Source organism: Pseudoalteromonas sp. NCIMB 1079 (assembly GCF_040567695.1).
GTDB lineage: Bacteria > Pseudomonadota > Gammaproteobacteria > Enterobacterales > Alteromonadaceae > Pseudoalteromonas > Pseudoalteromonas distincta.
This window is the reverse complement of record NZ_JBEWZA010000001.1, coordinates 2,163,690-2,185,665: the sequence shown is the minus strand read 5'-3', so window position 1 is coordinate 2,185,665 and position 21,976 is coordinate 2,163,690. Positions and strand designations below refer to the sequence as shown.

Below are 21,976 nucleotides of genomic sequence, written 5' to 3'. Positions count from 1 at the left end.
TTTTTAAAGGGCTTATTGTATGTCAGCCAATCCATCTTACTTAAATGAACTAAAACAAACTGGCGATTTTTTAACGCTTAGCCTTAATAACGAATGGCATTTAGATGCTGGTGAATTTACTTTAAATAATGGCACCCACGTTACTATTCACGATACCGGAGTCATTGAATTTCAACCGGCCGTTACAACAACAAAAGACGTAGTGTATTCAAGTGCTGTACACGGTAACGAAACCGCGCCAATTGAAATTTGTGATGCGCTCATTAAACAAATTATAAAAGGTGAGCTGATACTTAAACAGCGCGCTTTATTTATTTACGGCAATCCACAATCAATTAATATTGGCCTGCGTTTTGTAGAAGAAAACCTAAATAGGTTATTTAACGGTCATCATACTGTAGAAGGTATAGCTATGAATGATGAACGTGTTCGTGCTGCAAAGCTTGAACGCTATGTAAGTGACTTTTATGCACGTGGTGAGCAGGGCAGCAGCCGATGCCATTACGATTTACATACGGCTATTCGCGGTTCTAAAAACGAAAAATTTGCAGTGTATCCATACTTACATGGTAAACCATGGAAAAAATCACAATTACAGTTTTTATTAAGCTGTGGTGTAAATACCGTACTTATGATGAAATCCCCCGCAACAACGTTTAGCTATTATTCGTCGTTTGTTCATGGTGCAGACTCGTTTACGGTAGAGCTGGGTCAGGTTAAGCCATTTGGCCAAAACGATATGACTCGCTTTGAAAAAACAAAGCAAACATTAACTGCATTAATTAGCCAAAATGAAGTTAAATACCCTGATTTTAATGCAAGTGAGTTTGAGTTATTTGCAGTGCACCGCACAATTAATAGAACGAAGGATGATTTTAGTTTCCCTTTTTCTGATGATGCTGAGAACTTTACTGGCTTTGCGAAAGGTGAACTACTTGCAACCGACGGTGATACAGCGATTTACGCTGACGTTGAAGGTGAGGCTATTATATTTCCAAATGCGAGCGTAGCATTAGGCCAAAGAGCACTGCTTACTGTTATTCCAATGGATATTGATAGCAATTTCGTCTAATTAAACTCATCAGACCACTGGTGACTTCAAGTTAACTATATGATTACTATTAATTAAAGTAACCGTATCGTTAACTTGCCACTTATTTAACCTGTATTTGCTTTTGTTTCGTCCCAGATGTGTTGAATAACACTTTACGTTAACGTAAAGTGTTGGCAGCTTTAATTAAAGATAGTGCAGATGTTGCAAAGTTTAACCAGCAACAATCACCCACAATAATAATTTAAAGGGGCACTGTTTTACCGACAACAAAAGAAGGTAGGTTATGAGTAATCCAAATAACGTATCGCTGAATATTAACCACGAGCTTGAATTTATTGATGGCCAAGCACTTAATATTCCAACCCTTAGTATTTTAACTGAGGACGGCGACATTCATCCTAGTGCAACCGCACCTGATATTTCAAAACATACCGCTATTAAGTTATATGAAACAATGCGTTTTATACGTTTGTTAGATGAACGTATGCAAGGCGCGCAGCGTCAAGGTCGTGTTAGTTTTTATATGCAATGCCTAGGCGAAGAAGCCGCAGTTACAGCCTCTGCTGCTGCACTTGATCAAGACGATATGATCATGGCGCAATATCGTGAACAAGCAGCACTGCATTATCGTGGCTTTACGCTCGATCAATTTATGAACCAAATGTTCTCAAATGAATTGGATTTAGGTAAAGGTCGCCAAATGCCAATCCATTATGGGTCTAAAGCGCTAAACTACATGACGATTTCATCGCCACTGGGTACGCAAATACCACAGGCAACAGGTTATGCATATGGTCAAAAAATAAAGCATATCGACGCTAAAACAGGTGAGCTTGCAAGCACAATTGATAACGTGACTATTTGTTACTTTGGTGAAGGTGCTGCATCAGAAGGTGACTTTCATGCGGGCTTAAATATGGCCGCTGTTCACAAAGCGCCGGTTATATTTTTTGCACGTAATAACGGCTATGCCATATCTACCCCTGCTGATGAACAGTTTAAAGGCGATGGTATTGCGTCGCGTGGTGTAGGTTATGGTATTAAAACAATTCGTGTTGATGGCACAGATGCACTTGCAGTGTATGCAGCGACTAAAAAAGCACGCGAAATAGCCTCAACACAAGGTGAGCCTTTGCTTATTGAATCGATTGCTTATCGATTAGGCGCGCATTCTACATCAGACGATCCCAGTGGTTATCGCTCTAAAGATGAAGAAGCAAATAATCAAATATGTCCTATTGATAAATTTAGAAAATGGTTGGTCAAGCAAGATTGGTTAAACGAAGAAGACGACATAAAAGCAAAAGAGTCGATTCGTGAAGAAATTTTAGCAGCGCTTAAGCGTGCTGAAGTTGTTGCCAAGCCGGCTTTAGAAGAATTGGTATCTGACGTTTACGATACTCCAATTCCCTTATTGCAACGTCAGTACGAGCAATTAAAAGAACATATAAAACAGCATCCAGGTGCTTACCCAGTAACCGCAGGGAGAATTAAGTAATGGCTAAAATGAACATGCTCCACGCAATTAACTCTGCCCTCGATATTACGATGAACGAACACCCTCAAGCCTGTATTTTTGGCGAAGATGTTGGTTACTTCGGTGGTGTATTTAGAGCAACATCAGGTTTGCAAGAAAAGTACGGTAAGCATCGCGTTTTTAATACGCCTTTAACCGAACAAGGTATTTTAGGTTTCGCTAATGGCTTAGCGGCTTTCGGTGCGCCTGCATTGGCAGAAATTCAATTTGCTGATTATATATTCCCAGCGTTTGATCAAATAGTAAATGAAGCCGCTAAATTTCGTTATCGCAGTGGTAATGAATTTAATGTTGGTAACTTAACTATTCGTACGCCTTATGGCGGTGGTATTGCTGGTGGCTTATATCACTCGCAATCACCCGAAGCTTATTTTGCACATACACCGGGCTTAAAAGTGGTTGTACCGCGTAACCCTTATCAAGCTAAGGGGTTATTACGTGCCTCTATTAAAGATGATAACCCTGTCATATTTTTTGAACCTAAGCGTTTATATCGTGCATCAACAGGCGAAGTGCCAGAAGAAGATTATAGTATTGAATTAGGCACGGCTGAAGTAGTACAAGAGGGTACCGATATTACGCTTTTAGCGTGGGGTGCTCAAATGGAGATTATTGAAGAGGCAGCACAGCAAGCAAGCGAGCAAGGTATAAGCTGTGAAGTAATAGATCTTCGTAGTATTTTACCATGGGATGTTGAAACGATTGCTAAATCGGTTATTAAAACCGGCCGTTTAATCGTGAGCCATGAAGCGCCTATAACTAATGGCTTTGGTGCCGAGATAGCAGCAACAATACAACAAGAGTGTTTCTTGCATTTAGAGTCGCCAATTTTACGTGTATGTGGTCTAGATACACCATACCCGTTGGCACTTGAAAAAGAATACGTACCGGATGCACTAAAAGTGTTGGCTGCAATTAAACAATCAATGGATTTTTAGGGGTTACCATGGCGAAAGATTTTATATTACCCGATATTGGTGAAGGCATTGTTGAATGCGAAGTTGTTGAGTGGCTAGTTCAAGAGGGTGATACCGTATCTGAGGATCAGCCAATTTGTGATGTGATGACAGACAAAGCATTAGTACAAATTCCGGCAGTGCATGATGGCATTATTTCAAAGCTATATTATCAAAAAGGTGAAATTGCTAAAGTACATGCGCCTTTATTTGCTATGGATGTAACTGGTGATAGTACGAGTAATGAAGTAGTCGAAGAGCCAGTTCAAGCTGAAAATCAAACTAATAACAATGCATCTGATGTAGTTGAGGACTTTATACTCCCTGATATTGGTGAAGGTATTGTTGAGTGTGAGATTGTTGATTGGTTAGTCGCTGAAGGCGACGAAATAGAAGAAGACCAAGCGGTTTGTGACGTAATGACCGACAAAGCATTAGTACAAATTCCGGCAAAATATACAGGCACAGTAAAAAAACTATATTACCAAAAAGGTGAAATAGCAAAAGTACATAGCCCGTTGTTTCAAATGACAATTGCAGGCAGTGCAGTAAAGCCAAATGTTGATATAAACCAAGCGGTCGTAAAGGCTCAAACTAATGCTGTAGTTGAAAAAACAGCACCAGTTGAAACGCAACAAGCTGCAAAGGTTATCAATCAAAAAGCGGTTGCATCCCCTGCAGTTCGTCGTAAAGCACGTGAACTAGATGTTGATTTAACGTGCGTACCAGGCAGTGGTAAAAATGGACGTATTTATAAGCAAGATATTGAAGAGTTTGTAAAAGGCGAAGTGCCAAATACTATTGATACTTCACCGCTTAATAGCGATGCTTCTCAAAGTGCAGTACAAAACCAAACACAGAATCAAAGCGGTGGCGTACGAGTAGAGCAAATTAAAGGCATTAAAGCGGCCATGGCCAAGCAAATGGTGGCTTCGGTTTCAACTATTCCGCACTTTACGTTTAGTGATGAAATCGACTTAACACAGCTTATAGCTTTGCGCAGCTCCTTAAAAGAGCAGTACAAAGCACAAGGCGTTAAGCTCACCATGATGCCATTTTTTGTAAAAGCACTCTCGCTAGCAATGAAAGAGTACCCTGTACTGAATTCAAAAGTGAATGATGATTGCTCAGAGCTTACCTATTATAACGATCATAATATTGGTATAGCGGTTGATTCAAAAATTGGCTTGTTAGTGCCTAATATTAAGTCGTGCCAGAGTAAGAGTATTGTTGATGTGGCTAATGATTTAACCCGCTTAACTCACTCAGCGCGAGAAGGGCGTGTTGCACCTGATGATTTAAAAGGTGGGACAATTAGCATCTCTAATATTGGTGCAATTGGCGGCACTATCGCAACCCCCATCATTAATAAACCAGAAGTGGCTATTGTTGCATTGGGTAAACTGCAGCATCTACCACGTTTTGACGAAAGTGGGCAGGTTGTGAGTAAAGCGATAATGCAAGTAAGTTGGTCTGGCGATCATCGTGTTATTGATGGCGGCACTATTGCTCGCTTTAATAACCTATGGAAATCGTACTTAGAAAATCCATCGGCAATGATGATGGCAATGAGTTAATAATATAATTGTTGAAACCTGATAAAAAACCAGCAATTTGCTGTTTTTTGTTTTAAAAGAGCCTGTTTTTATTTAAGATACAAGTGTTACTAAAAAGTAATAAAGTTAACCCCGTTAGGGAATATAAAAAATAACACTAAGGAAATTTCATGGAACATTATATGAACGCGCTTCGCAGCTACGCCGATTTTTCAGGCCGTAATCGTCGTAAAGCATATTGGATGTTTGTATTGATTAATACTTTAATCTCTATAGCACTTTCATTCGTTGATGAATTAATTGGCTTTTATATTATCAGCAATATTTATAGTTTAGCACTATTGATACCTAGTTTGAGTGCTGGCGCACGTCGCCTTCATGATACTGGTCGTTCAGGCTGGTGGCAGTTACTTTGGTTAGTGCCAGTAATTGGTTGGATTGTTTTAATTGTTTTTCTTGCACAAGACTCACATGAAGGTGAGAACGATTATGGACCAAATCCAAAAGAACTAGCTGCAGAGCCAGCAGCCGTATAAATAAAATAAGTTAACATCCTAAAAGCTCAGCAATAGCTGAGCTTTTTTGTTTATGGTAATTTTAACTTAAAAAGTAAAGGCCATAGCCAACGGCCAAAGCAGGAATAGATGTATACACAGTCGCAATTACAGCCGCTTTAGGTGCCATTGCAATTGCAGGAAATAACGCATCACCATCGTTAGATATTGCATTAGCAGTTAATGCGCTAAATGGAATAATACCTTGAATATAAAGCGTAGTAACAATTATTTGCGGGCCACAACCTGGTAAAAAACCAATCACTACAGCAATAAGTGGCGCTAAATAAGCGTAATGTGCAAACCAAGTTTTTAAATCAAGCCCTGCTATATTTACTAAAATCTCAAACAACATAAACGATGCCACTACCCATGCGGTTACAAAGTGTGTGTCTTGAAGTACTTTAATAATTTTAGAAGGTGGATTACATTCATCGTCTTCTGAGGTTACTTCTTTATAGCTTTCACCTTTAGAAGAATACGCCCATATAGTGACAGTAAATAACGCCATTGCAGCACCAAAAATACTAATACTTGTGCCTGTGTATTTTCCAAATTGATCAAAGTCGACATTAAATGCAATTAAAAAAGCAATAATGAGGCTCGGAATAATAGCGAACATCCAAACGGGTTTGCTTATTTTAATTATACGAGTTGGCAATACTTTAACTTGGTGTTTTTGTTCTTGCTTGGTTGGGCGTAAAAAGTCTTTTGCATGAAGGGCATTTACTATAACACCACAAAGCGTGCCTACGACTAAGCCAATGGCCATTATGGTTAAACCTTCTGTAGGGCGAGTGGCAAGGAGCAAAAATGCGGCATCTCCCATTGTAGCTGTTAAAACAGCAACGATAGCCCCAAAACTAGCTTGCCCTTTTGTAAATTGGGTAACCACTATTATTGCACCACCACATCCAGGAAGGGCCCCTAAAACTGCTGCAAAAAATATTTCTAATACCGGCGATTTAGCACTTAAATAACTAAGCTCTAATTGAGGTAAATGCTCTATGGCGTAGTAATAAATTAATAATGTAGCAGCAACAAATACGCTAACTTGAAAAAAAGCATCGCTCAGTGCTGTTATTGTAATTTCACGAAGTGATGGCAGTGCTAAACATACCAATAAAAAAAGTGGTAATAATAAACGTTTATTTTGGCTAACAAAGCGTTTAGAAGTGGGCGTAATAAATCCTATTTGAGAGAGTAAAATCATACAGTGTTACCAATTAAATAAACTTAGTAACACTGTATATTTTAATTAAATGATAATCAATATCATTTGTATCTATTTAAATAGATTGCTCTCTTTGAGTTTTTCAATGTTAAGCTTAATGCTACTTACGTTGAAATTCTGAGTTTGCATTCCACGTTGGCCATTGCTCTTGCTCAGAAATATCAAAGCCTACTTTATAAAATAATTGTAAGTCTTGAACAGCACCCGATAAATCCCATTCATCACGGTAACGATCACAAGGCTGATGGTAACAACCGCGAAGTACTAAGCTCATACGTTTACGGTAATTAGCCGTTTCTTCATCAGCAGCTACGGTACCACCGCCTGCATACATTGCAGGAACACCCATATTTGCAAATGCAAAGTGGTCAGAGCGGTAATAGCCACCAGATGAGGGTTTAGGATCGCCTGATATTGTTCTGCCTTGCTCTTTAGCTGCAGTTGCTAAAAACTCATCCATTTGTGATTTACCAATACCAACCACATTCATGTCTTTTACTTTGCCTAATAAATTTAAGCTATCCATGTTTATGTTAGCCACTGTTTTATCCGCTGCAATCACTGGATTAGCTGCATAGTATTTAGAACCTAGTAAGCCTTGTTCTTCAGCAGTTACAGCTAAAAATGTCATAGAGCGGCTAGGGTGCTTAGGTAATTTAGTAAAGGCTTCAGCTACTTCAATAAGCCCAGCTGTACCCGTTGCGTTGTCATGAGCACCGTTGTAAATTTGATCGCCTTTACGTGTTTTATCTGTACCTAAGTGATCCCAATGCGCTGAGTAAATAACATGCTCATCTGGTTGCTCGCTTCCTGGTAACGTAGCGATAAAGTTATACGATACTGATTTTTTAATCGTGTTTTTAACATTAACAGAAGCAGTTAAATCGCCCATATCAACATGGTAAGCACCTTTAGCTGCGTTTTCTTTCGCAGTATCAAAATCTAAACCTGCTTTAGTAAAAAGCTCTTTTGCTACGTCAGTTGTAACCCAGCCTTCAACGGCTACGCGGTCCATATTGTTGTTCTCTTTTTGAAAACCAAACTGCTCGCCACTCCACGAGTTTTCAACTACTGACCATGGGTAAGATGCTGGTGCTGTTTCATGAATAATAATCGCGCCAGCTGCACCTTGTCGACTTGCTTCTTCATATTTGTATGTCCAACGTCCGTAATAGGTCATTGCATCGCCTGTAAATAAAGCAGGGTCTTTTGTTGCAAAGCCCGGATCGTTAACAAGCATTACAACCGTTTTGCCCTTAACTTCTAACCCTTCGTAGTCATTCCAATTATATTCAGGGGCATTAACGCCGTAGCCCACAAATACAAGTTCAGAATTTTCTATGCCTTCTTGTGCGCTAATGCGGCTGCTACCCATAACCATGTCTTTTTTGTATTGATAGTCTTTACCACCAATACTAAGCACCATATTCGAATCAGCTTCTAAAGAAACCAATGGGACTTCTTGTAAGTAACTGTCGCCATTACCTGGTTTTAAACCTAAAGCTTTAAACTGCGCAGTTAAATAATCAAGCGTTAGCTTTTCGCCAGGTGATGAAGGAGCACGGCCACCAAATTCGTCCGATGCGAGTACTTTTACATGTTTAGCCAGTTCATCAGCTTGAATACTGTTATAACCATTTGTTACATCAGTCGGGGTAATACTTGTTGTTGCGCAACCTGCTAAAACAGCAGTAGCGAGGAGTGTGAGAGAGAAATAATGTTTCATGTCAGCTCTTTTTTTGTTTTAAGTTGTGATTAGTATATTAACTTCTATTAAGCAGAACCAGTTTTTGCGGTAAACTTCTCGTAAATTATAGGCATAAATTGTTAAAGGTTTAAATGAAGCGTTTTACTCCCCCCGAGCAGTGGCAAATCAGTAGTTTAGAAACAGGTGCATTTGCGCATTTACGTGAGCTATTTAAAGTTAACGAACTAACAGATTGGCCATCGCCGCAGTGGTTTTCTCCATTTTTAACTGCTATTAATGAGAATAATATTCCTATTACTTTTGAAGATGATGCAAAGGTAGACTTTGGCGAGCGGTATTATGAGCAAGTAATTTTTGAAACAGGTGTTGTACCTACACGCAGTGAAAACTGGCATGACTTATTTGGTGGGTTTATATGGTGTTTATTTCCAAAAACCAAAGCGTTAATAAACCATAGACATGTGCAAGATATAGCTGAGCATGGACTGCAACAGCGTACTAAGCATCGTAATGCACTAACGCTTTTTGATGAGTGTGGTGTTGTATTAGCTATAAGTGAGAGTAAATGGCAGCAGTGGCTTTGCGATCACCAATGGAAAACTGCATTCGTTGAACACAAACATGAGTGGGATAAAACAATAAAACCTTTTATGTTTGGTCATGCTAATTATGAAATGCTAACAAAGCCTTATATAGGTTTAACGGGTAAAGCGTTATTTGTTTGTGTACCTAATGAAATATTTTGTAAAGATTTAGTAACTCAATACCAGTACCTTGACCAAGCCCTTTATGAGATGATTAGTACAGATAACTGCTTAGCCGATAACAAAAAGCTTTCACCACTGCCTTTATTAGGTGTGCCAGGCTGGCATGACGAAAACAAAGACGACTCTTTTTACAACAATACAGATTATTTTAGAGCGAAACGAAGGATGCGAACATGATAGAAGTTGCTGGGCTTAAAAAGAAATTTAAGCTAACTAAAGATCACAAAAAAAATAAAATAGACGACATCGATCCTCGTGAAGATAAAGACTACTTTCACTCAGTACTAGACGTTAGTTTTAGTTGCGCTAAAGGTGAGGTACTTGGATTGCTCGGCCCAAATGGTGCGGGTAAAACAACGACATTGAGAATGATTTCAACCGCGTTAAAGCCAAACGAAGGCTCAATAACGGTTGCCGGAAACAATATCGTAAAAAAACCGCTACTAGGGCGTAAATCAATCGGTTTTTTATCAGGCTCTACGGGGTTGTATGGCCGCTTAACTGTAAAAGAAAACATAGAGTACTTTGCAAAACTTCATGGCATGAACAAAAGCGATATAGCAACGCGTTGTGATGAGCTATTTACATTACTAGATATGCACAAATTTGTAGATAAACGCGCAGAAAACCTATCAACAGGTATGAAGCAAAAAGCAAATATAGCGCGTGCAGTTGTGCATCGCCCAGCAGTTGTTGTGCTTGATGAGCCAACAACGGGTCTCGATATAATGACCACGCAAACCGTTATTAAATTTATTAAGGGTCTAAAGGCGCAAGGGACGCCTGTTATTTTCTCAACCCATCATCTAGATGAAGTTGCTCTTTTGTGCGACCGAGTCGCTGTAATTAACGAAGGTATTAGCTGTTTTGACGGAACAGTAGAAGAGTTTAAACAAGCAGGTAATAGTGATGAGCTTAATCAAGCGTTTATGAATATATTAACGGAGAAGCATGATGTTTGAGGTATTTAAAAAGGAATTAAGAGAGTTATTACGCGATAAAAAAACGCTATTATTTGTAGTCGCGCTCCCTGTTGCTATATTTCCGTTATTGTTTGCCGTAATGGCATTTATAAGCTCGCAAGCTGCAATGGACGCAGAACAAAAAGTAAATACATACGCTATTATTAACGGTGAATACGCACAAGAATTTACTGACAAAGTGTTTTATCACAAAAGTTTTGAGCTTTATAAAGGTGCTAAAACCTTTAATAACATTGAAGAGCTTAAAGCAGGCGTTATAGCTGGCGATATTGATATGGGTATTTATTTACCAAGCCATGCTGAGCAAACTTTAGATAGCGGTGAACAAAGCCAGTGGCAGGTTGTGTTTAACGATTCAAAATCTATCAACTTTTTATTCGAACGCGTTAAAGAGCTCGCAAAAGAATACAGTGACGTGATCCAAACTCAAAAGCTAATCAGTTTTGGTATTGAAGAGTCTGTACAAAAATCTATTCTTAACCCAATTGAAGTAATAAAAGTAGATACAGCCGATAAACGTGAAAACCTAGGCGAAAAAATTGGCGGGCTTTTACCTTACTTACTTATACCACTAGTATTGATGGGGGCAACTTACCCCGCTATTGATTTAGGCGCTGGCGAAAAAGAACGCGGCACGTTAGAAACACTCCTACTTACACCTATTACGCGTACAGAGCTAGTGCTTGGTAAATTTATAACCTTGTTAACTACATCCATTGCCTCCACAACAATAACCGTCTTAAGTATGGGCTGCTGGATAGCACTGGCGCTCGCATTTGCCGATCTTGATTTTATTAAAGCCGCATTTAGTACATTAGCAGTTACCGATTTACTAATGATATTTGTACTATTACTACCTGTTGCAGCTATATTTTCGGCCTTAGCTCTGGCTATATCTATCTATGCTCGCACGTTTAAAGAAGCGCAAAATTATATGGCACCACTTAGTATGGGCGTATTTTTCCCGATTATTATTTCAATAATGCCAAATATGGAACTTACTGCTAAAACAGCATTCATTCCTGTTACAAACGTAGCATTAGCAATTAAAGAAATAGTAAAAGGGACTGTTGATTACACATTTGTAGGCTTAATATTTTTAGCCACTGCAATCATTGCTGCTGGACTATTGGCATTTTGTGTTAAGTGGTTTAACAGAGAAGATGTGCTATTTAGATAATGTACATAAAGGGTTTTAAGAATGTATAAAAGGTAGCAATTGCTACCTTTTATACTTTGAAGCGATTAATAGTAAATACAGCTTATCCGTTAATTTTGTAAGCCAATATTTTCCCACTCATTCATTTAAAATTCACATAAGGTTTGCGCTCTAAATAAAACTAATGATTTAGTCTTTTTATTATAAAAATTATAACGATAACTAATTAGTTAGAGGGTCCAATTCTCCTTTTAATACTCTATACTAATAACAATAAAAATTTATGGTGATGATAAATGTTAAAAAGGAATATTTTTTTGAACGTGACAAAAAATAATAAATTAATGCTCGTTGCAACAATAATATTTGTTCTTATAGCTTTACCATCTCTGTATTTGTTCGATCAAAAAGTAAGAAGTGATGTGTATAATTCAGCTCAAATAGAATTAAAGCGTGAACTTGAAACAAAGAGCTATTCATTAAAAAAACATCTTAAAGACAGTGTTACCGCCATTCGTTTTTTAGATGCTACACCACCAATACAAGGCATTACCCGCGCTAAAGAAAATAAACTAATTGATCCTGTTCTTGGTACGCCAATAGATGTTTGGCAAGAGCGCTTAGCAAGTATTTTTACTGGTTTTATGCAGACCGATGACAGTATTTTGCAAGCTCGCTATATTATGCTCGAAGATGGTGGGCAAGAGATTGTTAGAGTTGACCGAAATCAACTTGGAGAGATTAATCGACTGCAAGGTCTGCAATTACAAAAAAAAGGTCAACGCGATTACATAATCAAAGCAAGCATGCTTGATAAGAAAAGTGTTTATATTTCTCCAATTAACTACAACCGTGAAAATGGACAGATACAAGAACCTTATATAAGCACTTTTCGTGTTGCTAAGCCTGTTTTTGATGAAAATAATAAAATATTTGCAATATTAGTTACTAATTACTTTGCGGATAAATTACTTGAAGATTTAACAGTTGAATCTCCACAAGGGACGCAGGTTTACCTTATGAATAATGAAGGTGAATTTTTATATCATCCAAACCCTCAACTTCGATTCAGTTTTGAATTTAATAAAACTAAAACATGGTCTGAAGAATTCTCTACTGCAACCACCATGACAGAGCAAGGCACTTTACCAATAAGTAATTATCCAGTGGCTTACACTTTAAAAAAACGAATTTCGTTTGAGGGTGATATAGCCATGCTACCTTTAGAGCTTGGTGTAAGTGTTGATACAAAAACATTGTTTGCAAAGGTGAATGAGAGACGTCAAAACTTTATTGCAATGTTAGTGGTATTTTTTAGCATATTTTTAGTTATTGCTTTTTTATACCAACGCTTTATAAACCGTAAGCTGTTAATTAATTCTCTAAAAGAGCAAAACAATAAAGTAATAGAAAATTCTTTGGATGCTATTTTTACAATTGAGCAAAACGGCGAAATTGTTCACTTTAATAATACCGCTAAAGAGGTTTTTGGTAGTTCAATATCAGGCACTAATCCTGATTTTGTCTCGCTGTTTAATTTAAACGACGCAGACACTAATTGTATACAAGAGACTATTACAAACGGTTCAAAAATGCCGTTTGAAGCTATCTACACAGATGGTTATGGCAACAAACAATACTTTTCTATCACGCTTAGTAGTATTTTTGACGTATATAATAACCGTTATCAGGTAGCGGCTATTTTAAGAAATATTAGCTCATTAAAAAATACGCAATCAGAGCTCGAAGCGTTAAACAGTACTCTGGAGCTAAAGGTTTCACAAAGGACCATTGAACTAGAACGTGCAATTGACCAAGCATTAGCAGCAAGCCAAGCAAAAAGTGACTTTGTAGCAAATATCTCTCACGAAATACGCACACCAATGAATGGCGTACTAGGGATGCTTGAAATGCTCAAAGAAGATGGCTTAACCGATCAACAATACCATTATTTAAAACTAGCAAATAGCAGTGCTAATTCATTGATGAATCTGATTAACGATATTCTTGATTTTTCTAAAATAGAAGCAGGTAAGCTTGATATTGATAACCATACATTTGATGTTGTTACTGTATGTAGCGATATGATTAGCTCTTTAGCGTTACAGGGCCAACGCAAAGGTCTTGAAGTATTTTTAGATACTAAAGATGTAGTAGACAGAATGGTTATTGGCGACAGCCATCGACTTAAACAAATTTTAATTAACTTAGTTAATAATGCATTTAAATTTACCCACCGAGGTGAAGTAAGTTTAACTGTCGGTTCTAAGTACATAACTGACTCAAAGTTATTAATGAGCTTTACAATAAAAGATACCGGAATTGGTATAGCGCCTGAAAACATAGACAAACTATTTGAAGTATTTACACAAGAAGACTCAAGCACGACCCGCCATTTTGGTGGTACAGGCTTAGGTTTATCTATATGTAAAAAGCTTGCTCAGTTAATGGGTGGTAATATTACGGTTATTAGTAAAAAGGGTGCTGGTAGTACCTTTACCGCAACGGTTGAGCTACACGTTGCACAAGAGAAAAAATTAAACACAGGTATAGAGCTTGCTACAAGCATTAACGTAGCGGCATTAATAGCGCGCGATAACGTTTATAAAAACGTATGCGACTTATTGTTATTAACCTGCAAAGTAAAAGCAGAAAACATTGTACGACTTGACTACTTTAGTGAGCACAAAGAGTTTGAAGCTGATTTATTATTAATTGATGATGAGCATCCTCAAATTGATGCGTTAATTGATTACTGTAAACAGTTTAATAAAAAGTATGTTTTAATTTTACGAGATATGGTTACAGATAAGCCAATCAAAACGGTATTACCTGAAGGCAGCCATATTTTAAATAAACCACTCACTCAAGATCAATTCAGCTATAAATTGGCCAGCTTATTTGGTGCTAGTAGTGACTGTATTATAGCGCCACCAAAAGGCTTGGAAGAGGAACAAGTAGAGCCTGACCTATCTGCGTATCATGTATTACTAGTTGACGATAATATGATAAACATTGAAGTAGCTAAGGCAATATTAAAACGTACTAAAGTAAAAATCACTTGTGCGTCAGACGGTATAGAAGCCTTAGAAGCACTTAGGCTAAACGAAGAGCAAGCTTTTGATGTTATATTAATGGATTGCCAAATGCCCAATTTAAATGGCTACGATACCACAAGTGAAATTAGAAATAGTAAGGCAGGGGTAGATTATACTCACATACCGATTATCGCTATGACAGCGAGTGCGATGGAAGGTGATAGAGAGCGTTGTTTAGCTGCTGGAATGAACGACTACATTACTAAACCAATTAAACCACAAACTTTAAAAGACAAGCTAATTACTTGGTTAAGTTAATCGTTTTGAAAATCAGCTGCTAGGCAGCTGATTTTTTTGGTTTGGTATTTGTTGACGTATTTAAAGGCGTGTTAAGAATAGCTATGTCTGCGCTATCGAGTATAAATTGTGTATCTGACCAATGTAGTAATTCTATCTTTCCATTTTGCTGCTCTACAAGCGCAGTACAGCTCTCAATCCAATCACCATCGTTACAGTACATAATACCGTCATCCACTTTTATTTTGGGATGGTGAATGTGTCCACAAATAATACCATCTACGTTTTGTTTTTTAGCTTCATGAACTGCAGCATCTTCAAAGGCACTAATCGTTTCTCGTGCTTTGTGTACCCGAGCTTTTATCCATGATGCAAGCGAGTAGTAGTTACCACCAAATATTTTACGTATACGATTGGTCCAGCGATTTAAAAATAATAAAAAGTCGTATCCTGCATCACCCGCAATACTAACAAGTTTGTTATAACGAGTTGCTGAATCAAAGTCGTCGCCGTGTATAAGTAAAAACCGTTTATTAGCTTTAGTGGTGTGAATAAACTGCTGGTGGATTTCAACACCAAATAATGTTTGATTTATATAGTTTCTAAACGCCTCATCATGATTACCGGGAATATAAATGACACGTGTACCGCTAGCTGCTTTTGTCTGTATGCAGTTTAATACTTCATAATGAGAAGGGTGCCAATAAAACTGTCGCTTCATTGACCATAAGTCAATAATATCACCCACTAAATAAAGTGTGTCGGATTCCACCGAGTTTAAAAAATCAAGTAAGTAATCAGCTTTACAATCTTTGTAACCTAAATGAACATCAGATATCCAAATGGCTGGATAATGTTGTTTTTTACGCAGTTGATTGTTTGTCATGCCCGTCATCCATAGTGTAATAATTAAACACTGTAGATAAATCTAATGACACTTATGAGACACTTTAGCGAAGCCTCCATGACAATTTATACCAAGGCACGTAATTAAATGATTTCTACAAAGCTAGGAAAGGTGAGTCATTGAGCAGCTATTATTACGCATTGCTATTAATCGAGCATAAAAAAGGCCGCATTTTAAATGCGGCCTTTTAGTCTATTTTGAGCGTGCGAGTTATTAACCTTTAACAGCCGCTTTAATTGCATCAATTGCAGTGTCAATATCAATCATTAGCTTTTCACCGGTGCGGCGGTTTTTAAGCTCAACTTTATTCTCGTCAAGGTTACGCTCACCAATCACCAGCGTAAATGGTACACCAATTAGCTCCATGTCATTAAACATAACACCAGGGCGCTCTTTACGGTCATCAAATAACACATCAAGACCTGCATCTTTTAAACCCTGGTAAAGGTTATTTGCAATATCAGGAATACGATGCGATTTGTGCATGTTCATTGGAACAATCGCTAAATCGAATGGCGCGATTGATTGTGGCCAAATGATCCCGTATTGATCGTTGTTTTGCTCAATAGCAGCAGCAACAATACGTGAAACACCAATACCGTAACAACCCATGGTCATGGTTTGGTTTTTACCACCTTCGTTTAATACTCCCGCTTTCATTGCTTCTGAGTATTTAGTGCCAAGTTGGAATATATGACCTACTTCAATACCGCGTTTTATTTGTAAAACGCCTTGGCCACATGGGCTCATATCGCCTTCAACAATATTACGAATATCAGCAACTTCGTAATCAGTTACGTCACGATCCCAGTTAATACCGCTGTAGTGCTCGTCGTCTTTATTAGCACCGGCAACAAAATCAGCAAGGATATTAGCGGCTCTATCCACAATAATAGGCATAGATAAGCCCACAGGGCCTAATGAGCCAGGTTTTGCACCAATAGCAGCAATAATATCTACCTCTGTTGCCATTTCAAGCGGAGAGTCTACTAATGGGTGCTTTTCAGCTTTCAATTCATTTAAATCATGATCGCCACGAAGTACAAGCGCCACTAAACCACGTGCATCGTTTTCATCAGGTGCACCGTAAACAATTAAGGTTTTAACACCACGATGAGGTTTTACACCGTAATGCTTTTTAAGCTCATTAATTGTTTTAGCGTCAGGAGTAGGGAATGCTTTTAACTCTTTACTTGCTTCTGGGCGTGGATCGTTTGGCGCTAGTGCTTCTGCTTTTTCAATATTAGCTGCGTAATCACTGCCATCACTAAATGCAATTGCATCTTCGCCCGACTCAGCAAGTACATGAAACTCGTGAGATAAGCTACCACCAATAGACCCAGTATCAGCAAGTACAGGGCGGTAATCAAGGCCTAAACGCTCAAAAATGTTACAGTATGCTTTGTGCATCGCTTGATAAGTTGCATCTAAACACTCTTCACTTAGGTGAAAAGAGTAGGCATCTTTCATTGTAAATTCACGAGCTCGCATAACACCAAAGCGAGGGCGACGTTCGTCGCGTACTTTAGTTTGTACTTGATATAAAGTAACAGGTAACTGCTTGTAGCTGCTTATTTCTTTACGTACGAAATCAGTTATTACTTCTTCGTGTGTTGGACCAAGTGCAAACGTACGGTTATGACGGTCTGTGAAGCGCATAAGCTCAGGACCAAATTCATTCCAACGGCCAGACTCTTCCCACAAATCAGCGGGTTGAATAACAGGCATTAGCATTTCAATAGCACCTGCTTTGTCCATCTCTTCACGTACAATGTTTTCTACTTTACGTAGCACACGTAAACCAGAGGGTAACCAAGTGTATAAACCCGAAGCGACGCGACGGATCATACCGGCTCTAAGCATTAACTGATGCGATACGATTTCAGCATCTGATGGCGTTTCTTTAAGTGTTGCGAGTATATATTGGCTTGTACGCATGTTTTTTCCGAAATAGAGTAATTATGTTCTTTTAATAGAACTTAAGTTTAACAGCGGATGCTTTTACACTAAAGCGCTAAGTGAGTTATTTAGTTTTTTTTCTATGTTTGTTACTACGTTATGCTCGCCATTGACTTGCCAGCGAATATTATAATTGTACAAAGTCATACCATAGCTTTGCTCGCCGTCTTTTTGTTTTTTATAGGCAGGGCGGGGATCTTGTTTTAAAACATTAGCTATAAAATCATGTAAATCTGGGTATTGTGTTTGCGCATTAACAAACTCAATTGCCTGAGGGCTAAATTCAACCGTCATTTGTGTTTCTGGGCGTGTATCTGCAAAGCCAGCACTGGCGTCAAGCATTGCATCTGAATAGGGTAAGTACGGTTTAATATCGATAATGGGTGTGCCATCAAGTAAATCAATGCCAGCGAGTAATAAACTAAGTTGTCCGTTTTTATACTCGATACCTTCAAGTTTTACTGCGCTCATACCAATCGCGTTTGGTCTAAATGTAGCGCGGGTAGCAAATACACCTTTTCGCTCATTCCCACCTAAACGAGGTGGGCGCACCATAGCAGAATAACCTTTATCGGCCGTTTCATGAAAACGAAATAACAACCAAATATGAGTAAATTCATCTAAACCACGTACAAACTCTTCGCGATTAAAATCAGGTGCAAAAATAAGTTTTGCCTTGGCTTGTGGCACTAAACGAGGCTGCCTAGGTATAGCAAACTTTTGTTTATAAGGAGATTCAATGTGGCCAATAGCCGAAATGGTATAATCGCTCATAGTACTCGGGTACAAATAAAATAGAGCGCTATTCTACCTGCATTTAGTATTTATGGCATTAGTGTAAGTAAGTTTATTGTTTATAGACCAAGCGGTTTAAAATCACTTATTAGACTGAGTGGTTTATATTTTGTATTAATATATTTAAAAAGGACCTAAAACAAAAAAGGGCAAGCTCTTAAGCTTACCCTTTCAAACATGTTAAAGATTAATTAAAACATGTATTGAACTGATACAGATGCTACATCCATGTCTGGATCAATATCGTCATCAAGTTTGTAGCGTTCGTACTCTAAACGAAACTGTACATTTGTTGTAAGTGCGTATTCAATACCCGCACCGTAAAATGCATCACCACCATCTGTAGACGCTGTTACACCACCTACTGGTAAATCTTGTGTGTAATCTGCATCCCACTCAAGCCAACCGCCTTTTGCATATACAGAAAAGCTCTCTGTTATTGGGTAGCCCAAACGTGCGGCAAGCGATACGCCATCAATTTCAGCTTTGCTGTCAATATCACTTACTTCATCAAAGTTTTGATAAGCAAGTTCTAAGCTTAGGTATTCGTTAAACTGAGTACCAATATAGCCTTTAAGCATTTGTGCATCGTCGTCAAAGTCAGTGTCGTTGTCACTGTCTTCAAATTCAAAAGAATATTGACCGTAACCGATACCAGTATAAATACGTGGAGAATCGAAATCAGAAATGTCAGCGTGTGCTGCAGAGTTAAAACCCAGTGTTGCTAGTGCAATAGCTGAAAGAGAAAGTGTTTTAATCATTGAATAGCTCCTTTACAAAAAATAATCAAATGCTTGATTTCATTAATCAAACTTCAATTATCTACTTGCAGCGAGCGTGCCAATATTAAAATGGATTAAAAACACGCCATAATTAGTTCTTTTGTATTGGTTTTTGTGTTATTTAGCGTGTTTTATAATCAAAGTGAACTTTTGTGTAATCGTGTACTCTAAAATAAGTTGTATGTTTTACATAGTATAATGAGTTTTTTACATAGCCTTACTCTATTTAAATTACTAATTAGACTTCATGAAGCAAGTTTTCTGTTTCAATTGCTATTTCTTTCATTTTTATAGCGTAATTTTCTAATTTAATGTCTTCATCGGTCACTGCTTTAAACGAAGGCACTTCTATTGGGTAGCCCGTTTCATCCATTGCAATAAAACTGATAACACAATGGTTTGTTTCAACCATATTTTGCGTTTTTGGATCGCCACACCTAACTTGAATAAATATTTGCATGCTACTTCTACCCGTATGGGCAATTTTAGCTTCTACTTCGACTATTTGACCCACTAAAATAGGGCGTCTAAATTTAACACCCGCAACCGAAACAGTTACGCAGTAATGACCACTCCAACCTGCAGCGCACGCATAACCTGCTTGGTCAATCCACTTCATGACGGCCCCACCATGAACTTTACCACCAAAATTAACATCAGTAGGCTCTGCTAAAAAACGAAAAATAACTTTTGACGACGGCATAAATAACACTCTTATTATTAAAACTACTATTAGCATAACGTAAAAAAGGGGCCGAAGCCCCTGCAATTTAGGATATGTTTATAATTTATATGTAAAAAACGTAGTTATATAGCTATACAGCGCATAATTTAGTTACATATTAGGATAGTTTGGCCCACCTGCACCTTCAGGTGTTACCCATGTAATGTTTTGACTTGGGTCTTTAATATCGCAGGTTTTACAGTGCACACAGTTTTGGGCATTAATAACAAACTCTTTATTGCTTGCAATTTCTTGTACTTCGTAAACACCTGCTGGGCAATAACGTTGTGCGGGTTCATCAAATTTGACTAAATTTACGTTAATAGGAATTGACGCATCTTTAAGCTTTAAATGACACGGCTGTGATTCTTCGTGGTTAGTATTTGATAAAAACACACTTGAGAGTTTATCAAAGCTAAGGTGTCCATCTGGTTTTGGATATGCAATTTTGTCAGCGGCGTTAGCATCAACAAGGGTAGAGTGATCGGGCGTATTATCTTTAAACGTAAAGGGTAAAGCGCCATTAAAGATGTTTTGATCAAGCGTATTGTACGCACCACCTAAAAATTTACCGAGTTTGTGCATAGCAGGGCCAAAGTTACGAGATTGATATAACTCTTTATATGCCCACGATTGCTCAAACGCAGTTTGATAATGAGTTAAATCGGTATTTGCTAACTCATTTTTCAGTGCTTCAAAAATAACTTCAGCAGCAATCATTCCCGATTTCATTGCGGTGTGATTACCTTTAATTTTTGCAAAATTAAGTGTGCCTGCATCACACCCTACAAGTAAACCACCAGCAAAATGCATTTTTGGTAATGAATGCAAGCCACCTTTAACAATAGCACGCGCACCGTAAGCAATACGTTCAGCGCCTTCAAGTACGTTTTTAAATACAGGATGGTGCTTCATTCGCTGAAACTCATCAAACGGGCTCAAATGTGGGTTTGAGTAATTTAAATCAACAATTAAACCAACAACAACTTGATTGTTTTCACTGTGATACATAAATGCACCACCATTAGTATCGCCGCTAAGTGGCCAACCTGTACCATGAACTACCTTGCCAAGCTCATGTTTACTTTCATCTATTTGCCAGATTTCTTTAAAGCCTAAACCGTAATGCTGCGGTGATGAATCTGCATCAAGTGCAAACTCATTGATTAGTTGTTTACCTAAATGACCTCGGCAACCTTCGGCAAAAATAGTGTATTTTGCACGAAGCTCCATGCCTGGCATGTAACCGTCTTTTTCATTGCCATCTTTGTCTACACCCATATCGCCAGTAATAATGCCTTTTACTGCTTCATCTTCAATTATTAAAGAGTGTGCGCTAAATCCTGGAAATATCTCTACGCCTAAGCTCTCAGCTTGCTCTGCAAGCCATCGACATACATTGCCCATAGATACAATGAAGTTACCATCATTATGAAATGTTTTTGGTGTAGCAAAGTGGGGGATTGATGTCGCTTTTTGCTCGTTATTAAACCAATAAATTTCATCATTAGTTACTTTGGTTGTAACCGGTGCGCCAAGCTCTTGCCAATTAGGTAGTAGTTCATCCAAAGCTTTGGTTTCAAAAACAGCACCAGAGAGTACATGTGCTCCTACTTCAGAACCTTTTTCGACTACGCAAATCATGCACTCTTGTTGTTTTTCTTGTGCTAATTGCGCGAGTTTAATTGCACTTGAAAGCCCAGCAGGGCCTGCACCAACAATTACTACATCAAATTCCATGGTTTCACGTTCGACCATAATAACCTCTTTATCTATGACGGACTTATTTGAATGTTTACTACGCATTTAAATAAGGTGTACAGCCTATTTATAACCTTGCAAATTAAACGTTACAGACTGTGAATAGTTAAAGGTTATTTTAGGTTGACGTTTACGTCAACAGGAAGTAGTCTAATTTCATAAAATAAATAGGTTGACGTGCACGTTACCTTGTAGGTTTAAATAA

Annotated in this window: 17 protein-coding genes; 9 read left to right on the top strand and 8 right to left on the bottom strand. The window is 38.1% G+C overall.

The annotated features are described in order from the left end of the window. Nucleotides 1-19: 19 nt before the first annotated feature. From astE to ABX891_RS10090, 5 genes are all read left to right on the top strand, one after another. Nucleotides 20-1,072, top strand: coding sequence for a succinylglutamate desuccinylase (astE, locus tag ABX891_RS10110; RefSeq protein ID WP_354629405.1), 1,053 nt, complete (start codon nt 20-22; stop codon nt 1,070-1,072). Between the two features lie 265 nt (nt 1,073-1,337). After that, nucleotides 1,338-2,552 (top strand): thiamine pyrophosphate-dependent dehydrogenase E1 component subunit alpha, encoded by a 1,215-nt coding sequence (locus tag ABX891_RS10105; protein ID WP_354629404.1) that lies wholly within the window; start codon nt 1,338-1,340, stop codon nt 2,550-2,552. Further along, entirely contained in the window at nt 2,552-3,529 is a 978-nt protein-coding gene (locus ABX891_RS10100; RefSeq protein ID WP_165723475.1) for an alpha-ketoacid dehydrogenase subunit beta, read from the top strand. Before ABX891_RS10105 ends, ABX891_RS10100 begins: the two co-directional genes overlap by 1 nt. 8 nt (nt 3,530-3,537) lie before the next feature. Then, entirely contained in the window at nt 3,538-5,124 is a 1,587-nt protein-coding gene (locus tag ABX891_RS10095) for a dihydrolipoyllysine-residue acetyltransferase (RefSeq protein ID WP_354629403.1), read from the top strand. A gap of 149 nt (nt 5,125-5,273) precedes the next feature. Further along, nucleotides 5,274-5,639: a DUF805 domain-containing protein gene (locus ABX891_RS10090; RefSeq protein WP_039487960.1), complete on the top strand. Its 366-nt coding sequence runs from the start codon at nt 5,274-5,276 to the stop codon at nt 5,637-5,639. A 61-nt stretch (nt 5,640-5,700) separates the two neighbouring features. On the opposite strand, the gene ABX891_RS10085 is transcribed toward ABX891_RS10090, so the two are convergent. Together ABX891_RS10085 and ABX891_RS10080 are read right to left on the bottom strand one after the other, a co-directional pair. Continuing rightward, the gene (locus ABX891_RS10085) at nt 5,701-6,870 is read right to left on the bottom strand and encodes a putative manganese transporter (protein ID WP_354629402.1); all 1,170 of its coding nucleotides are present in this window, start codon (nt 6,868-6,870) and stop codon (nt 5,701-5,703) included. Nucleotides 6,871-6,991: 121 nt separating this feature from the next. Then, nucleotides 6,992-8,617, bottom strand: a complete 1,626-nt coding sequence (locus ABX891_RS10080; protein ID WP_354629401.1) for a M28 family metallopeptidase — start codon at nt 8,615-8,617, stop codon at nt 6,992-6,994. Between the two features lie 113 nt (nt 8,618-8,730). On the opposite strand from ABX891_RS10080, the gene ABX891_RS10075 reads away from it, so the two are divergent. The 4 genes from ABX891_RS10075 to ABX891_RS10060 all read left to right on the top strand — a co-directional run bounded on the left by ABX891_RS10075 (nt 8,731) and on the right by ABX891_RS10060 (nt 14,864). Beyond that, nucleotides 8,731-9,543 (top strand): DUF3025 domain-containing protein, encoded by an 813-nt coding sequence (locus ABX891_RS10075; RefSeq protein ID WP_309166123.1) that lies wholly within the window; start codon nt 8,731-8,733, stop codon nt 9,541-9,543. Next, nucleotides 9,540-10,328 (top strand): ABC transporter ATP-binding protein, encoded by a 789-nt coding sequence (locus ABX891_RS10070; RefSeq protein WP_309166122.1) that lies wholly within the window; start codon nt 9,540-9,542, stop codon nt 10,326-10,328. The genes ABX891_RS10075 and ABX891_RS10070 overlap by 4 nt, the downstream gene beginning before the upstream one ends. Continuing rightward, nucleotides 10,321-11,529: an ABC transporter permease gene (locus ABX891_RS10065; protein ID WP_309168984.1), complete on the top strand. Its 1,209-nt coding sequence runs from the start codon at nt 10,321-10,323 to the stop codon at nt 11,527-11,529. The genes ABX891_RS10070 and ABX891_RS10065 overlap by 8 nt, the downstream gene beginning before the upstream one ends. A gap of 323 nt (nt 11,530-11,852) precedes the next feature. Continuing rightward, a complete protein-coding gene (locus tag ABX891_RS10060) occupies nt 11,853-14,864 on the top strand; it encodes an ATP-binding protein (protein ID WP_375144344.1) in 3,012 nt (1,003 codons plus the stop codon). Nucleotides 14,865-14,883: 19 nt separating this feature from the next. On the opposite strand, the gene ABX891_RS10055 is transcribed toward ABX891_RS10060, so the two are convergent. The 6 genes from ABX891_RS10055 to ABX891_RS10030 all read right to left on the bottom strand — a co-directional run bounded on the left by ABX891_RS10055 (nt 14,884) and on the right by ABX891_RS10030 (nt 21,768). Beyond that, nucleotides 14,884-15,729, bottom strand: a complete 846-nt coding sequence (locus ABX891_RS10055) for a UDP-2,3-diacylglucosamine diphosphatase (protein ID WP_309166119.1) — start codon at nt 15,727-15,729, stop codon at nt 14,884-14,886. A gap of 234 nt (nt 15,730-15,963) precedes the next feature. After that, a complete protein-coding gene (locus tag ABX891_RS10050; RefSeq protein ID WP_354629400.1) occupies nt 15,964-17,688 on the bottom strand; it encodes a proline--tRNA ligase in 1,725 nt (574 codons plus the stop codon). Between the two features lie 63 nt (nt 17,689-17,751). Beyond that, nucleotides 17,752-18,483, bottom strand: a complete 732-nt coding sequence (tsaA, locus tag ABX891_RS10045) for a tRNA (N6-threonylcarbamoyladenosine(37)-N6)-methyltransferase TrmO (protein WP_354629399.1) — start codon at nt 18,481-18,483, stop codon at nt 17,752-17,754. A gap of 212 nt (nt 18,484-18,695) precedes the next feature. Further along, nucleotides 18,696-19,265, bottom strand: coding sequence for an outer membrane beta-barrel protein (locus tag ABX891_RS10040; protein ID WP_002961225.1), 570 nt, complete (start codon nt 19,263-19,265; stop codon nt 18,696-18,698). Between the two features lie 259 nt (nt 19,266-19,524). Then, nucleotides 19,525-19,989, bottom strand: a complete 465-nt coding sequence (locus ABX891_RS10035) for an acyl-CoA thioesterase (protein ID WP_002961226.1) — start codon at nt 19,987-19,989, stop codon at nt 19,525-19,527. A gap of 132 nt (nt 19,990-20,121) precedes the next feature. Beyond that, nucleotides 20,122-21,768 carry an electron transfer flavoprotein-ubiquinone oxidoreductase gene (locus tag ABX891_RS10030; protein WP_354629398.1) on the bottom strand — a complete coding sequence of 549 codons (1,647 nt, stop codon included), beginning with the start codon at nt 21,766-21,768 and terminating at the stop codon, nt 20,122-20,124. Between the last annotated feature and the right edge of the window lie 208 nt (nt 21,769-21,976).

What these genes read in the sequence shown, in the direction of transcription:
- ABX891_RS10040 (WP_002961225.1), bottom strand. Translation starts at nt 19,265, where the DNA reads ATGATTAAAACACTTTCTCTTTCAGCTATTGCACTAGCAACACTGGGT.
- astE (WP_354629405.1), top strand. Translation starts at nt 20, where the DNA reads ATGTCAGCCAATCCATCTTACTTAAATGAACTAAAACAAACTGGCGAT.
- ABX891_RS10090 (WP_039487960.1), top strand. Translation starts at nt 5,274, where the DNA reads ATGGAACATTATATGAACGCGCTTCGCAGCTACGCCGATTTTTCAGGC.
- ABX891_RS10060 (WP_375144344.1), top strand. Translation starts at nt 11,853, where the DNA reads ATGCTCGTTGCAACAATAATATTTGTTCTTATAGCTTTACCATCTCTG.
- ABX891_RS10085 (WP_354629402.1), bottom strand. Translation starts at nt 6,870, where the DNA reads ATGATTTTACTCTCTCAAATAGGATTTATTACGCCCACTTCTAAACGC.
- tsaA (WP_354629399.1), bottom strand. Translation starts at nt 18,483, where the DNA reads ATGAGCGATTATACCATTTCGGCTATTGGCCACATTGAATCTCCTTAT.
- ABX891_RS10080 (WP_354629401.1), bottom strand. Translation starts at nt 8,617, where the DNA reads ATGAAACATTATTTCTCTCTCACACTCCTCGCTACTGCTGTTTTAGCA.
- ABX891_RS10105 (WP_354629404.1), top strand. Translation starts at nt 1,338, where the DNA reads ATGAGTAATCCAAATAACGTATCGCTGAATATTAACCACGAGCTTGAA.
- ABX891_RS10100 (WP_165723475.1), top strand. Translation starts at nt 2,552, where the DNA reads ATGGCTAAAATGAACATGCTCCACGCAATTAACTCTGCCCTCGATATT.
- ABX891_RS10070 (WP_309166122.1), top strand. Translation starts at nt 9,540, where the DNA reads ATGATAGAAGTTGCTGGGCTTAAAAAGAAATTTAAGCTAACTAAAGAT.
- ABX891_RS10035 (WP_002961226.1), bottom strand. Translation starts at nt 19,989, where the DNA reads ATGCCGTCGTCAAAAGTTATTTTTCGTTTTTTAGCAGAGCCTACTGAT.
- ABX891_RS10050 (WP_354629400.1), bottom strand. Translation starts at nt 17,688, where the DNA reads ATGCGTACAAGCCAATATATACTCGCAACACTTAAAGAAACGCCATCA.
- ABX891_RS10065 (WP_309168984.1), top strand. Translation starts at nt 10,321, where the DNA reads ATGTTTGAGGTATTTAAAAAGGAATTAAGAGAGTTATTACGCGATAAA.
- ABX891_RS10055 (WP_309166119.1), bottom strand. Translation starts at nt 15,729, where the DNA reads ATGACAAACAATCAACTGCGTAAAAAACAACATTATCCAGCCATTTGG.
- ABX891_RS10075 (WP_309166123.1), top strand. Translation starts at nt 8,731, where the DNA reads ATGAAGCGTTTTACTCCCCCCGAGCAGTGGCAAATCAGTAGTTTAGAA.
- ABX891_RS10095 (WP_354629403.1), top strand. Translation starts at nt 3,538, where the DNA reads ATGGCGAAAGATTTTATATTACCCGATATTGGTGAAGGCATTGTTGAA.
- ABX891_RS10030 (WP_354629398.1), bottom strand. Translation starts at nt 21,768, where the DNA reads ATGGTCGAACGTGAAACCATGGAATTTGATGTAGTAATTGTTGGTGCA.